Source organism: Pseudomonas oryzihabitans (assembly GCF_032027545.1).
GTDB lineage: Bacteria > Pseudomonadota > Gammaproteobacteria > Pseudomonadales > Pseudomonadaceae > Chryseomonas > Chryseomonas oryzihabitans_F.
The window spans coordinates 58,073-71,326 of record NZ_JAVSJB010000013.1; the positions used below are offsets into that span (position 1 = coordinate 58,073).

The window sequence follows — 13,254 nt, forward strand, 5'->3', positions numbered from 1 at the left end:
CCTGGAAACATCCGGTAACTAGCGCTGGATTCCGATTTCACAGGATGCCACAGTGAGGGGCTGGACATAAATAATAAGGGTAATACCTGCATGGCCGTTTCCTCTGCCTCCCCGATCACAGCCGGCGAAACAGCTGTCGCCAGCGCCACGACGGCCTCACCGCTGGTCATGGGGATTCTCGCCTCCTGCGCGCTCGCGCATCTGATCAACGACCTCATCCAATCGGTGCTGCCCTCGATCTATCCGATGCTCAAGGATAGCTATGGTCTGACGTTTACCCAGATCGGCCTGATCACCCTGGCCTTCCAGATCACCGCCTCGCTGCTGCAACCCTGGATCGGCTTCCACACCGATCGCCATCTCAAGCCCTACCTGTTGCCGGCGGGCATGGTCTGCACCCTGATCGGCGTGTTGCTGCTGGCCTTCGTCGGCAGCTTTCCGGCTATCCTCGCCGCTTCGGCGCTGATCGGCGTCGGCTCTTCCACCTTCCATCCGGAGACCTCGCGAGTCGCGCGATTGGCCTCGGGCGGTCGCTTCGGCCTGGCCCAGTCGACCTTCCAGGTGGGCGGTAACGCCGGTACCGCCATTGGCCCGCTGCTGGCCGCCGCCATCGTCATTCCCTACGGCCAGACGCACGTCGCCTGGTTCGGCCTGTTCGCGGTCTTCGCCATCGGCGTGCAGTACGGCCTGTCGCGCTGGTACCGCAATCACCTGCGCAGCGCAAAGGGACGCCAGGCGGCCAAGGTGGATCATGGCCTGTCGCGCGGACGGGTGACCTTCGCCCTGGTAGTGCTGGCGCTACTGGTGTTCTCCAAGTACATCTACATGGCCAGCATCACCAGCTATTTCACCTTCTACCTGATCGAGCGCTTCGGCCTGTCGGTGGCCAGCTCCCAGTTGCACCTGTTCCTCTTCCTCGGCGCGGTGGCCGCCGGTACCTTCCTCGGCGGCCCCATCGGCGACCGCATCGGACGCAAGGCGGTCATCTGGTTCTCGATCCTCGGCGCGGCGCCCTTCACCCTGGCCCTACCCTACGTGGACCTGTTCTGGACCAGCGTGCTCAGTGTCATCATCGGCTTCGTGTTGGCCTCCGCCTTCTCCGCCATCGTGGTCTATGCCCAGGAACTGGTCCCGGGCAACGTAGGCATGATCGCCGGCGTCTTCTTTGGCCTGATGTTCGGTTTCAGCGCCATCGCCGCGGCCGGCCTGGGCGCGCTGGCGGATCATCACGGCATCGAATACGTCTACCAGCTGTGTTCCTACATGCCGCTGCTGGGTGTGCTGACCATCCTGCTGCCCTCTACCCGCCGCAAGGGCACCTGAGGCTGGACACCACGAGCGCACGCCGTCCCAATGGCGTGCGCTCGTCATGGCGCAGCCGATCGGCAACCGCTACGCTTGCCGCCCCTGAACCGCTGTCCGAGCTCCGATGAAGACCCCGCTGCACTACCTGGTCCGCTACCCGTCCGCCAACCTGCTGTTCATCCAGTTACTCGGGCTGCTGCTCTACCCACTGGTGGAGCACCAGGAGCATGGTCGTGCCCTGGTCGGTGCCTTCGGCATCATCGTGCTGGCCACCGCCCTGCGCATGGTAAGACGCAGCCCGACCATCCAGTGGCTAGGCTTCATCCTGGCGGGCTGCATCCTGGTCCTCACGGTGCTGATCGAATGGCGGGGCGAGCACCAGTTCGTGGTTACCCTGGCGATTCTGGACGCCATCTTCTATTTCTACACGGCCGGCAGCCTGATCGCCTACATGATGGAAGACCAGCGCGCCACCACGGACGAACTCTTCGCCGTGGGCGCGACCTTCACCCTACTGGCCTGGGCCTTCGCCCATACCTTTTCCGCCTGCCAGATGCTGCAGCCAGGCAGCTTCACCGCGGCCAACGATCCCACCGCCCCCCGCACCTGGACGGAGCTGCTCTACGTGAGCTTCGCCATCCTCTCCGGCGTCGGCCTGAGCGATATCTATCCGATCCGTCCCATGGCTCGCTCACTGGTGATGCTCGGGCAGTTCTCCGGCGTGATGTACATCGCCCTGGTGGTCACTCGCCTGGTCACCCTGACGGTACGCAACCGCTAGCCGAACCGCGCCAGGGCGAAGGCGCTCAGATCGATGGCGCTGTGCCCCTCCACCACCCGCTGCGCCAGGGCTTCTCCCAGGGCAGCGGAATGCTTGAATCCGTGCCCGGAACAGGCGCTGACTACGGTGACGCCCGGCAGCGCGGGATGCTCGTCGACGATGAAGCCGAAGTCGGGCGTGACGGTATAGGCGCAGACCGCGCTGCGGACCGCCCGCGGCGACACGCCGCCGACCCACTGTCCTACTTGATCGCTGAACAGCCTGCTCGATTCGTCCGGTTGGATTGATCGGTCAATCTCTATAGGGGTGGTATTATCGAGATACTGTTCGGTGGCTATCTTCACCGAGTGCTCGCCGGGAAGCGGCGGGAAACCGTAGAAGAGATCACTGTCGCCACTGCCATGCGCCAAAATGAAGCTGGGCGAATCGGTAGGGAAGCGCGTGGGCTCGGCTAGCTCGAACCAGTGCAGGGTCTGGCGACAGACGCGCAGCAGATTCGTGAAGGGCGCGCCGAGCAACTCGGCACTCCACATGCCGGCGGCGACGATGACCCGCTCGGCCCGCCAGGTGCCCTGGGCCGAACGCAGGAGCACGCCCTGCCCGTCCGGGACTACCTGCTCGATGATGGTGTCAGTGAACAGCTGAGCGCCGCGCTCACGGGCGCCATCCAACTGCGCCTGGATGCAGGCTTCCGGGTAGAGGTAGCCGCCGCCCGGCTCGAAATAACCCAGGGCATCGTCCTCCACCTGGAATTGTGGAAAGCGCCGGCGAATGCCAGGGCCGTCCCAGGCTTCGTGCGGGATGCCATAGCGCTGCGCCAGCTCCAGGGTGGCCCGGGTAAAATCCGGCCGGCCGTGATGGCTCGTCGCCGTGGCGGTGGCCGTCATGATCAGCACCCCGCACTGTTCGAACAGCCTCAGGCCACGCTCCGCCTCCAATTCGCGCCAGAGCTGGTGCGAACGCAGCGCCAAGGGCACATAGGCAGCGCCTTCTCCCACCGCCTGGCGAGTGATGCGGGTCGCGCCATGGCTGGAGCCCAGGTCGTGGGGTGGCGAGTGGCGATCGATCCCCGCGACCTTCACGCCCCGCCTGGCCAGTTGATAGAGGGTGGCGGCGCCCATGGCGCCCAGCCCCAGGACGATCACCTCATAGGTCTTTTCCTGCACAGCCAGCCCTCCGAGTCAGCGAAGGCCGCACTCTAGCAGACGCCCGATGCCACCCCGCTCTCTTGATTACCGGGCGCGCTACGAGGATTACGCTGCCCCCGTAATTGACAAGGGGTGGTATTACCAAGGCAAACAGTAGGCGCAGGGCCGCTGCTGATCCTCTGCCGGCGTAGCCGTGATGGACGCGGCGGGATGCAGGGGAGCATCTACCGGGCGCCAGGCGAAACGGCGGGCCAGGTCGCGGTAACCGGCGAAGACGAAATGACCGCTGCGAGCCTGGTAGGCCTTCCGCCTGGCGCGATAGACACGGGGAATCTGGTACCAGGGGAGGCCTGGCAGATCGTGATGCACCAGATGCAGGCTGTTGTTGAGGAACAGCAAGCGCAACGGACCGCGGCTCTCGTTGAGCACGCAGCGCTGCGCCGGATCCTGGGCGGGGCGGTGTTCGTAGAAGGAGCGCACCAGAGCCAGCGCCAGGGCGGGCCAGGCGACGCCCAGGACATAGACCGCCACCGGCATCCCTGCCAGAAGCTGGATGCCGAGCAACAAGGCGATGACTAACCCCAGATGCAGGCCCCAGACGCGCAGCACCGGGCGCTCGCCCCGCCGCAGGCGGCGGAGTTCATCGCCGCCCATTCCCTGCAGCGACAGGAACGGCCCTACCAGCAGGCGCCCGACCAGGGTCTTGTCCAGCCAGCGCAGGCCGCGGCCCGCCGGCCCCCGCCGCTCCCAGGCTTCGCCCGCGAGATAGCGGCTTTCCGGATCGAGCTGCGGATCGGTGAGATGCTCGCGCTGGTGGTGCTGCAGATGGCTGTCGCGGTAGAGCGGATAGGGAAACCAGAGTCCGAGCGGCGGATACGCCAGCAGCGCATTGAGCCACTGCCAGGAAGTGGGATGCCCGTGAATAAGCTCATGCTGCAAGGACTGATGCAGCACCAGAATGAGGACCAGGGGCGGTAGGACCCAGTAACCCAGCCAGGACCAGCCGGCGATCAACACGAGCCAACCGCCGTAAACGCCGATCAGCAGCGCCCAGGTCGGCCATTCGCTACTCGCCGTGACGGTTCCTTGCAACAGTTTCACGAAGCGGCGTTGCCGCGCATCCAGATAGAGGTTCACCGCTGCACTCGACAAGAGCAAATGAAGAGCGACCCTAATCAAGAAAATGGTCAGCGCCAAATAACCTTGCGGCATTACCTCATGCCGTCGCACGGCACACGGAAGAGCTGCTGTTCCAGTGCGGACAGCGATCTTCAAAGAACCCCTCAAGCGCTCTACTCGAGAGTCAAAAAACCTATAAAAACAATTACCTGGACAATGCATTCAGACTAGAAGAATCAACGCGAATTGTTGCTTCAGGAACACTGGAGCAACAACTCGCCCGCGGCATAAACTTAGTCCCTTTTAAGATTGGCAACTTGATGAAAGCCACTTCTACACTCCAGCGATCTTTTATCCTGTCAGGAGTGTTGCCATGTCTGTCGTCATCGAACCTATCACTGGCCGTATCGGCGCCCAGGTGACCGGCGTGAAACTGTCAGCAGCCCTCGACGAGGCGACCTTCGCCGCGCTGTACCAGGCGCTACTCACCCACAAGGTGTTGTTCCTGCGCGAACAGCACCTCACCGACGACGAACACGAAGCCTTCTCCCGCCGTTTCGGTGCGCAGGTCCCCCACCCCACCGTGCGCTCCGCGGAACGCAGCGCCGCCATTCTCAACCTGGACTCGCGGCACAGCCGGGCCAACTCCTGGCACACCGACGTCACCTTCGTGGTGGATTACCCGAAGATCTCCATCCTCCGCGCCGTAGTCGTGCCGGCCCAGGGCGGCGATACCGTATGGGCCAACACCGCCGCGGCCTACGCCGATCTACCGGAACCGCTCAAGGCCCTGGCCGACGGCCTACGCGCCCTGCATACCAATCTCTACGACTATGCCCCGCCGCGCCACGCCGACGCCAACGGCCTGCGGCGCTACCGCGAGGAATTCACCGCCGAGGTGTACGAGGCCGAGCATCCGCTGGTGCGCGTCCATCCGGAGACTGGCGAGCGCGCTCTGGTCCTGGGGCATTTCGTCAAGCAGATCCAGGGCGTGAGCACCAACGACTCGCGACAGTTGCTGCGCCTGTTCCAGGACCGGGCGACGGCGCTGGAGAACACCGTGCGCTGGCGCTGGCAGGCTGGCGACGTGGTGCTCTGGGACAACCGGGCCACCCAGCACATCGCCATCGACGACTACGGTAGCGCCGAACGCATCATGCGCCGGACCACCATCGCCGGAGAGGTGCCCTTCGGCGTGGACGGCCGTCCCAGCCAGGCCATAAAGCCCACCGCCGAGGCCCGCTCGCCGCTTACCGAGGCCGACAAGAAACACCTGGCCGCCTGACGGTCCATCGAGGTGCCTGACCTGGGTAGCGCAGGAACCCCGGGTCGCCTCGTCGCGATCATCGCCCTGATCGGTATACCCGTGCCGCCACGCCATCGCAGTGACGCTGCTTTCCTCGCCCTGCGCGATGACGTCCTCGCCGACTTCGTCGACCCCGATCTCCATTGAAACGACCAGAAGGACCCTGTTGCGCATGACCGTCATTTCCTCCGGCTGGGGCGCTGGCCCCTCCCCTCGTCATACCGAGCTCTCGGCCCGTTTTCGCCCCCTGTTCCAGCGCATCCGCGCGGGCGCCATCGAGCGCGAGGTGCAGCGTCGCCTGCCCGTCGAGGAACTGGACTGGCTCAAGACTTCAGGCTTCACCGCGCTGCGCCTGCCCGTCGAGCACGGCGGTGCGGGCGTCACCCTGCCGGAGTTGTTCGCCCTGCTCATCGAACTGGGTGAAGCGGATTCCAACCTGGTCCAGGCGCTGCGCGGCCACATGGGCTTCGTCGAGGGGCTGCTGAACAGCGATGACGATGCCCGCCGCACGCGCTGGTTCGCCCGCATCGCTGGAGGCGAGACCCTCGGCCCCGCCTCCAGCGAGGTAGGCGATGCCCGTCGCGCCGAGTTCAGCACCCGCCTGCGGCGCGACGGCGACCTGCTGCTGCTCTCGGGCATCAAGTTCTACACCACCGGCTCCCTGTATGCCGACTGGATCGACGTGGGCGCCACCGACGACGCCGGCAACCGCGTCATGGCCACGGTGCGGCGCGATGCCCCCGGCGTGGAGGTAGTGGACGACTGGAATGGCTTTGGCCAGACCCTCACGGCCAGTGGTACTGCGACCTTCACCAACGTGCGGGTGGCGCCGGAGGATGTGGTGGCGGTAGGTGAACGCTTTCGCTATTCGCCGGGCTTCTTCCAGGTCTTCCACCTGGCCAACCTCGCCGGCATGGGCCGTGCGATGAGCGACGAGGTCGCCGCCGCGGTAGCTGCCCGCACCCGCACCTTCACCATCGGCAACGCCGACCGGGTCAGCCAGGACCCGCAGGTTCTGGAAGTGGTGGGCAAGGTGCGCAGCGCTGCCTACTGCGCCGGGGTGATCACCCTCAAGACCGCCGAGGCGCTGCAGCGGGTGCATGACCTGCGCCACGCGGATGACCAGATCGCCGAGGATCAGGCGGTGGACCTGGCGGAGCTGGAGGTCTGCCAGGCGCTGAACGTGGTCACCGACCTCATCATCGACGCCTCCGGACGGCTGTTCGACGCCCTGGGTGCCTCGGCGACCCTGAGGCCCCAGGGGCTGGACCGCTTCTGGCGCAATGCCCGCACCCTCGCCTCGCACAATCCGCGCATCTACAAGGATCGGATCGTCGGCGACTTCGCGGTCAACGGGACCGCGCCGCCGCCCCAGTGGAAGATCGGCGTGGCCTGAGGCGCCGAGGGGTATCGGCGGCGGTCGCGCCAACCGCCGAAGCGCCCTCCAGAGCCGACCAAGATGCTACTCGTCAAGGCAGCCGATGCAGTAAGCTACCAGGCTTTCCCGAAGGAGTGGCGTCATGGACAAGTCCCGCAGCAATCGTCAGGTCATGTGGAAGGCGATCAAGGATCCGCGCTTCATTCCCGTGGTGGTCGCCGTGGTCTGCATCGTGCTGTTCTTCGTCCTCGGCCTGGTAGACGTCCTGGGTAACTGACGTCCATCGCCCTCGTCGCGCCCAGGTCAGCGACCCGGGAGCCGGCAGTCCTCTCTTTCAGATCGCGTCCCGCGGTCCTCGCGGCCGATCGCCGAGGATGGTCGCCCGGTGCATCACGCGGCGCTGGGGACGATAGTCGTCACAGGCGTAGTGCTGGGTGATGCGATTGTCCCAGAAGGCCAGATCCCCTGCCTGCCACTGCCAGCGCACCTGGAATTCCGGCCGCGCGACCTGGGCGAACAACAGCCGCAACAGGGCATCGCTCTCGCTCTCCGCCAGCTCGACGATACGCGTGGTGAAGCCCTCGCTGACGAACAGGCCCTTCACGCCAGTTTCCGGGTGTACCCGTACCACGGGATGGCGCACGGGCGGATTGGCCGCCCGCGCCGCATTGAAGCGCTCCAGAGCCTCCGAGGTCTGGCCGAAGCGTTCCAAGGGAAAGGACTTGCTCAGGTCGTGCCAGGCGCTGAGCCCTTCGAGCAGCTCGCGGATAGGCGCGGACAACGCGGCATAGGCCGCCGAGTTGCTGGCCCAGAGGGTGTCGCCGCCATAGGGCGGCAGTTGCCGGGCGCTGAGCAGCGAACCCAACGGCGGCGCCTCGATGAAGCTGACGTCGGTGTGCCAGAGGGCATTGTCGCGCAGGTCGTTGAGTTCGGTGTCCAGCACCAGGATTTCCGGCTGCTCGGGGTGCTTGGGATAGATCGGATGGATGTGCAGGTCGCCGAAATGCGCGGCCACGTCCCGCTGCTGGCGCGGCGTGAGCAACTGGTCGCGCAGGAACAGCACCTGATGTTCCAACAGCCCCTGGCGCAGCGCCGCGTGACTCGCGGCGGTCAGGGGCTCGCGCAGATCCAATCCGTGGACACGGGCGCCCAGTGCCGGACTGAGACGTTCGAAGGCAATGGTCATCTGGTTTCTCCTCACTTCCAGCCGGCATAGCGCCGCTGCAAGGCGCGCAAGCCGAGTTCGATGGACAGGGCGATGCTGGCGATCAACAGGATGCCTACCACCACCACGTCGGTCGCCATGAATTGGGCAGCCGACTGCACCATGAAGCCGAGGCCCCGGTTGGCGGCGATCAGTTCGGCGGCCACCAGCGTCGACCAGCCCACCCCGAGGGCGATCCGCAGGCCGGTGAGGATGTCCGGCAAGGCGCTGGGCAGGATGACGTGGCGTACCACCTGCCCTGTCGAGGCGCCCAGGCAACGCACGGCCTGGATGCGAGCACGATCGACCCGGCGTACCCCGCCGACGGTGGCGATCAGCAGCGGTGCGAACAGCGCCAGGTAGATCAGCAGCACCTTGGACAGCTCGCCGATGCCGAACCAGATCACCATGAGCGGCAGATAGGCCAGCGGCGGAATCGGTCGATAGAACTCTACCAGCGGGTCCAGAGCGGCGTTCAGCGTCGGGTTAAGTCCCATGGCGATACCCAGGGGCACCGCGGTGAACACGGCGGCGAGCAGCGCGGCGAGCACCCGCAGCAGACTGGTGCCCAGGTGCTGCCAGAGACTCGCATCCAGGTAGCCGTCGGCGAGCAGTCCCTGCAGGGCCACGACCAGTTGCTCGGGAGACGGCAGAAATAGCGTATCCACCCAGCCGAGGTGGGTTGCGCTCCACCAGAGCGCCACCACGGCGGCCAGGGTGCCAAGGGCGGCGACGCGGCGGCGGTCCAGCGGGAAGCTGCGTTTTTGCCGCAGCGCCTGGGCCGGGGTCGTCAGGGTTTCAGAGGGCATGGTCGGGCGTCTCCTGCAGAAAGAGGTCGAGAAGTTCCTGGCGCAACCGCGCGAAGCGGGGATCGGCCTTGATCTCGCGAACCGGCTCGCCCGCCAGGTAACGCCGCGAGAACGGCACGTCCAGGCGGCGGACGACCCGTGCCGGCGGGCCATCCAGCACCAGCAGTTCAGTGGCCAGGAAGAGGGCTTCGTCGACGCTGTGGGTGATGAGGAACAGCCCCTTGCCAGTGCGCTTCCACACCTCCAGCAGCAGGACCTGCATGCGCTCGCGGGTCAGGGCGTCGAGGGCGCCGAAAGGCTCGTCCAGCAGCAGGAAATCCGGATCCACCGCCAGGGCACGAGCCAGCCCCAGGCGTTGGCGCTGGCCGCCGGACAATTCACCAATGGCGTGTCCACCATGCCGGGCCAGGCCTACCAATTCCAGCATCTCCTGCGCCTTGCGCTCACGCTCGCCGCGCGACAGGCCACGCAGGCGCAGGCCGAGCGCGACGTTATCCTGGGCGTTGAGCCAGGGCATCAGGGCATCGTCCTGGAACACCACGCCGCGTTCACCACCAGGCCCCTCCAGGGTCCGACCGTCGAGGTGCACCCGCCCGCCATCGAGCGGTTGGAAACCCGCGAGCACATTGAGCAGGCTGGACTTGCCGCAGCCGGAAGGCCCCAGCACCACCACGGCGGCGCCCTTCTCCACCGTGAGATCGAGATTCTGCAGTATCGGCTGGGTACGGCCACGGCGGGCAAAACCGAGACTGGCCTGTTCCAAGCTAAGTCGACTCATGATCGGCTCCTGTCGGGAGAGGAAAAAAATGCCCCTCCGAAGAGGGGCGAGTCGTGGCGTGAAGAACGGGGTATCACTGGGCCTTGCGGACGTACTCGGCGCTCACGTAGGGCGAGTAGTCATCAAGTACCGTGGGAATACGTTTCTGCTCCTTGAGGAATTCGGCCGTGCGGGCGATGGCCTTGGCCGTGCCGCCGCCGAGCAGATCCGGACCGAGCTGAGCCTGGGCGTCCGGATAGCGCGAACCGGCCAGCAGCTCGGGGATGTCGCCGGCGTCGGCACCAGTGAGGCGGGCGATCTTCTTCGCCTGCTCCGAATCAGCTCCCCACTGCTTGCCGTGGGCCTGGTAGTCGGCGAAGGCGTCGAGGGTGACCTTGGCGAACTGGGCGACGATCTCGGGATGCTGCTCGGCGAAGTCCTTGCGGGCGACCCAGACCTCGAAGGTGGGTGCGCCCCAGGCGCCTACCTGGGCGGCATCGGCCAGCACCTTGCCGTTCTTCTTGATCTCGCCCAGGGCCGGCGACCAGACGAAGGCGCCATCGATGTCACCACGCCGCCAGGCCGCGGCGATCTCGGTGGGATTGAGGTTGACGATCTTCACCTTGGTGGGATCGACGCCCCAATGCTTGAGGGCGCCCAGCAGGCTGTAGTGCGAGGTGGACACGAAGGGCGTGGCGATGGTCTTGCCCACCAGTTGTTCGGGCTTGTCGATGCCGCTGCCGTCGCGCACCACCAGTGCCTCGGCGGAATCGATCTGCGCCGAGACGATGAAGGTCACCAATGGCAGCTTGCGGGAGGTGGCGGCGGCCAACGGGCTGGAGCCGAGGTTGCCGATCTGCACATCACCCGACGCCAGGGCAGCGACCACTTCCGGACCACTGTTGAAGCGCCGCCAGTCGATCTGCTGCCCGATCGCCTTCTCGTAGCGGCCATCGGCCTGGGCCACCTTGGAGGGATCGACACCGGTCTGGTAGCCGATCACCAGATCGGCGGCCTGGGCCTGACCGACCAGCGCCAAGGCGCTGACCGCGAGCATCAGGGATTTGATGAGGGAATTCAAAGAGGCCTCCTTGTCTAGCGCCCATCGGGGCACATGGCGCGTCGAAGCGACGCGAGCTGGAGGCCAAGCTAAACGATCTAAAGATCGGAAAATAAATAACGAAATGGAATCAGCTTAGGCATCGCGATCTTTCGCTCGCAGAGCCTCGCCCCACGTCTGGCTGACACTGGAGTACGCGGCCCGGCACCAGACCGCGAGAGGCATCAGGCCTTGCGCTGATTCAGGAAGCGGAAGCAACCTGCCAGCAGGTCATCGAAGCGCCAGGGCTTGGGCAGATAATAGATATCCGGTGCGCGCTCGGGCTGCAGCTCTTCGAAATAGCCCGAGGAGACGATGATGGGCAGACCCGGCAACTGCTGCTTGACGCGCCGCGCCAGCTCGAGACCATCGATGGTGCCGGGCATGCGGACGTCGGTGATCAGCAGATCGGGGGTCGGTCGCGCGCTCGACAAGTGTTCCCAGGCTTGATCTGCGGTACCGAAGGTGCGCACCTCGAAGCCTTCGCCTTCGAGCACCTCTTCCATCAGCCCGAGCAACATGTTCTCGTCTTCGACGACCACTACCACTGGTTTCATAAATCCGTCTCGATCTTCGTAGGTCCGCCGTTCGACAGGACGTGTCTTGTTGGGGCGCGGATTCTACTCTCATCCAGGGCGCGCGGGCAGTTTCCTCGTTGCGCGAGGTCCTCAGGGCCTGTTGGCTCCGCCAGCAGCGGCGCGCCGTACTCGGCCTTCCCAAAGGCCCTGTGGCGCCGGACAGGCTGCCCACGCGCCTCCCGCCCGTCCGTCCAGCCTAGACCCACCCTGCGACATTGCGCCGCGCCAGCCGGCGGAAAAAGTCGCCAAGGGACCACTCAAAGCAATAATACAGGGGTGGTATTACTGTCCTGCTTCTCGTGCCGTGGGAACCCTGTACGGGAACCAGGGCCAATTGCCGCCAGTCGGACTCCAAGTATCTCGAAGGGCTTCCCGCGATTCCGACGCGCCAGCTCTGCGGATCCTGGGAAGCCGTCAGCCGGAGGAAAAGCGCATGACGGCCATCGATTGGACAGGCTGGCTGCAAGCCCCCTGGGTCACCACCCTGATCGCTGCGGTGATCGCTCTGGCGATCACTGCCATCGCTCTCACCCTGGCCTTTGCCGCCATCCGCCGCCTCGCCAATCCCTTCCTGCTTGCCCGTAACCTGGTGAGGTACGCGGAAAAGCCGGCACGCTTCGCCATACCCCTCGTGGTGCTGCAAGGTGTCTGGAATTCAGCACCCGATGCCTTGCCATTGTTGCGTGCCGTGCAGCACCTCACCGGTCTGCTGAGCATCGCCGCCTTCACCTGGCTGGGCCTGCGGGCGGTGAAAGCGGTGGGCGCCACCATCGCCCTGCGCAACCCGGTGGACGTGGTCGACAACCTGCGGGCCCGCCGCATCCAGACCCAGAATCGCGTGCTGGTACGCAGCCTGAGCTTCGTCGTGCTGCTGGTCGGTATCGCCCTGATGCTGATGACCTTTCCCGCCGTGCGCCAGGTGGGTGCCAGCTTGCTGGCTTCCGCCGGGGTCGCCGGGCTGGTGGCGGGCATCGCGGCGCGGCCGGTACTGGGCAATCTCATCGCCGGCTTACAGATTGCCGTCACCCAACCGATTCGGCTCGATGACGTGGTGATCGTCGAGGGGGAATGGGGACGCGTGGAGGAGATCACCGGTACCTATGTGGTGGTACGCATCTGGGACGATCGGCGCCTGGTAGTGCCCCTGCAGTACTTCATCGAGACACCCTTCCAGAATTGGACACGCTCCTCCTCCAGCCTGATCGGTTCGGTGTTCGTTTGGGTTGACTATTCCCTGCCTTTGGCATCCATCCGCACCGAATTGGAACGCGCCTGCGCGGAAGTGCCCCATTTGTGGGATGGCCGCGTCTGCGTGCTCCAGGTGACGGACGCGTCCAGCGAATCCATGCAGATCCGCGTGCTGGTGAGTTCCGATGATTCATCGAAGAACTGGGACCTGCGCTGTTTCGTGCGCGAGCGGCTGATTACCTTCATCAATCGCGAATTCCCCCTCTGCCTGCCCAAGCTGCGAACCGAACTGGGCCGGCGAGACAGCCTACCGACCATGCAATCCGACGAAAGGCAAGAGCCGGTGGCCCGCCAACCAGAAGTTTGAATCGTCAGTCATTTTCGCCAATCAGGTGAGGATCAAGCGATTCATCCCCGTCATGTTTCCAACGCCAGTGGATAGTACCCCCGCCAATTCGGGCACGCATCTCGCAAAGACAGACAAGACGGCAACATTCGCGCGGGAAACTTGTGATGCCGTCCGTGAGTCAGTGCGAGAGCAATCTGGATTTTCGCGAAGCAGTTCTCGCCCAATTCCAGACA

The 13,254-nt window shown here is 65.2% G+C and carries 14 protein-coding genes; 7 read left to right on the top strand and 7 right to left on the bottom strand.

Features of this window, described 5'->3' with window-relative positions:
* Positions 1 to 90: 90 nt before the first annotated feature.
* Complete coding sequence (locus RND78_RS19530; RefSeq protein WP_409457081.1) at positions 91 to 1,323, top strand: MFS transporter; 1,233 nt, start codon at positions 91 to 93, stop codon at positions 1,321 to 1,323.
* A gap of 106 nt (positions 1,324 to 1,429) precedes the next feature.
* A complete protein-coding gene (locus RND78_RS19535; RefSeq protein WP_312731406.1) occupies positions 1,430 to 2,086 on the top strand; it encodes an ion channel in 657 nt (218 codons plus the stop codon).
* Here the strand turns inward: RND78_RS19535 and solA are convergent.
* Entirely contained in the window at positions 2,083 to 3,207 is a 1,125-nt protein-coding gene (gene solA, locus RND78_RS19540) for an N-methyl-L-tryptophan oxidase (protein ID WP_409457085.1), read from the bottom strand. The genes RND78_RS19535 and solA overlap by 4 nt on opposite strands.
* 165 nt (positions 3,208 to 3,372) lie before the next feature.
* On the bottom strand, positions 3,373 to 4,371 hold the full coding sequence (locus tag RND78_RS19545) for a fatty acid desaturase (protein ID WP_312731409.1): 999 nt from the start codon (positions 4,369 to 4,371) through the stop codon (positions 3,373 to 3,375).
* 355 nt (positions 4,372 to 4,726) lie between these two features.
* On the opposite strand from RND78_RS19545, the gene RND78_RS19550 reads away from it, so the two are divergent.
* From RND78_RS19550 to RND78_RS19565, 4 genes are all read left to right on the top strand, one after another.
* Complete coding sequence (locus tag RND78_RS19550; RefSeq protein ID WP_312731411.1) at positions 4,727 to 5,638, top strand: TauD/TfdA family dioxygenase; 912 nt, start codon at positions 4,727 to 4,729, stop codon at positions 5,636 to 5,638.
* A 12-nt stretch (positions 5,639 to 5,650) separates the two neighbouring features.
* Positions 5,651 to 5,806, top strand: coding sequence for a hypothetical protein (locus RND78_RS19555; protein WP_312731414.1), 156 nt, complete (start codon positions 5,651 to 5,653; stop codon positions 5,804 to 5,806).
* A gap of 25 nt (positions 5,807 to 5,831) precedes the next feature.
* Positions 5,832 to 7,055 carry an acyl-CoA dehydrogenase family protein gene (locus RND78_RS19560; protein ID WP_312731416.1) on the top strand — a complete coding sequence of 408 codons (1,224 nt, stop codon included), beginning with the start codon at positions 5,832 to 5,834 and terminating at the stop codon, positions 7,053 to 7,055.
* A gap of 124 nt (positions 7,056 to 7,179) precedes the next feature.
* Positions 7,180 to 7,314, top strand: a complete 135-nt coding sequence (locus tag RND78_RS19565; protein WP_312731418.1) for a hypothetical protein — start codon at positions 7,180 to 7,182, stop codon at positions 7,312 to 7,314.
* A gap of 57 nt (positions 7,315 to 7,371) precedes the next feature.
* Here the strand turns inward: RND78_RS19565 and tauD are convergent, their stop codons facing one another.
* From tauD to RND78_RS19590, 5 genes are all read right to left on the bottom strand, one after another.
* Positions 7,372 to 8,223 carry a taurine dioxygenase gene (tauD, locus tag RND78_RS19570; protein WP_312731420.1) on the bottom strand — a complete coding sequence of 284 codons (852 nt, stop codon included), beginning with the start codon at positions 8,221 to 8,223 and terminating at the stop codon, positions 7,372 to 7,374.
* Between the two features lie 11 nt (positions 8,224 to 8,234).
* The gene (gene tauC / locus RND78_RS19575) at positions 8,235 to 9,050 is read right to left on the bottom strand and encodes a taurine ABC transporter permease TauC (RefSeq protein WP_312731422.1); all 816 of its coding nucleotides are present in this window, start codon (positions 9,048 to 9,050) and stop codon (positions 8,235 to 8,237) included.
* Positions 9,040 to 9,828: an ATP-binding cassette domain-containing protein gene (locus RND78_RS19580; RefSeq protein WP_312731423.1), complete on the bottom strand. Its 789-nt coding sequence runs from the start codon at positions 9,826 to 9,828 to the stop codon at positions 9,040 to 9,042. The genes tauC and RND78_RS19580 overlap by 11 nt, the downstream gene beginning before the upstream one ends.
* Positions 9,829 to 9,901: 73 nt before the next feature.
* Positions 9,902 to 10,864: a taurine ABC transporter substrate-binding protein gene (gene tauA / locus RND78_RS19585; protein WP_312731553.1), complete on the bottom strand. Its 963-nt coding sequence runs from the start codon at positions 10,862 to 10,864 to the stop codon at positions 9,902 to 9,904.
* A gap of 227 nt (positions 10,865 to 11,091) precedes the next feature.
* Positions 11,092 to 11,463 carry a response regulator gene (locus RND78_RS19590; RefSeq protein ID WP_312731425.1) on the bottom strand — a complete coding sequence of 124 codons (372 nt, stop codon included), beginning with the start codon at positions 11,461 to 11,463 and terminating at the stop codon, positions 11,092 to 11,094.
* 454 nt (positions 11,464 to 11,917) lie between these two features.
* On the opposite strand from RND78_RS19590, the gene RND78_RS19595 reads away from it, so the two are divergent.
* Positions 11,918 to 13,039 (top strand): mechanosensitive ion channel domain-containing protein, encoded by a 1,122-nt coding sequence (locus tag RND78_RS19595; protein ID WP_312731426.1) that lies wholly within the window; start codon positions 11,918 to 11,920, stop codon positions 13,037 to 13,039.
* The last annotated feature ends 215 nt before the right edge of the window (positions 13,040 to 13,254 follow it).

Bases quoted from the DNA above. Each gene is read 5' to 3' on its own strand.
- RND78_RS19550 (WP_312731411.1), top strand. From the start codon at position 4,727: ATGTCTGTCGTCATCGAACCTATCACTGGCCGTATCGGCGCCCAGGTG.
- solA (WP_409457085.1), bottom strand. From the start codon at position 3,207: ATGGGCGCCGCCACCCTCTATCAACTGGCCAGGCGGGGCGTGAAGGTC.
- RND78_RS19580 (WP_312731423.1), bottom strand. From the start codon at position 9,828: ATGAGTCGACTTAGCTTGGAACAGGCCAGTCTCGGTTTTGCCCGCCGT.
- RND78_RS19560 (WP_312731416.1), top strand. From the start codon at position 5,832: ATGACCGTCATTTCCTCCGGCTGGGGCGCTGGCCCCTCCCCTCGTCAT.
- RND78_RS19530 (WP_409457081.1), top strand. From the start codon at position 91: ATGGCCGTTTCCTCTGCCTCCCCGATCACAGCCGGCGAAACAGCTGTC.
- tauD (WP_312731420.1), bottom strand. From the start codon at position 8,223: ATGACCATTGCCTTCGAACGTCTCAGTCCGGCACTGGGCGCCCGTGTC.
- RND78_RS19590 (WP_312731425.1), bottom strand. From the start codon at position 11,463: ATGAAACCAGTGGTAGTGGTCGTCGAAGACGAGAACATGTTGCTCGGG.
- RND78_RS19535 (WP_312731406.1), top strand. From the start codon at position 1,430: ATGAAGACCCCGCTGCACTACCTGGTCCGCTACCCGTCCGCCAACCTG.
- tauA (WP_312731553.1), bottom strand. From the start codon at position 10,864: ATGCTCGCGGTCAGCGCCTTGGCGCTGGTCGGTCAGGCCCAGGCCGCC.
- RND78_RS19565 (WP_312731418.1), top strand. From the start codon at position 7,180: ATGGACAAGTCCCGCAGCAATCGTCAGGTCATGTGGAAGGCGATCAAG.
- RND78_RS19595 (WP_312731426.1), top strand. From the start codon at position 11,918: ATGACGGCCATCGATTGGACAGGCTGGCTGCAAGCCCCCTGGGTCACC.
- tauC (WP_312731422.1), bottom strand. From the start codon at position 9,050: ATGCCCTCTGAAACCCTGACGACCCCGGCCCAGGCGCTGCGGCAAAAA.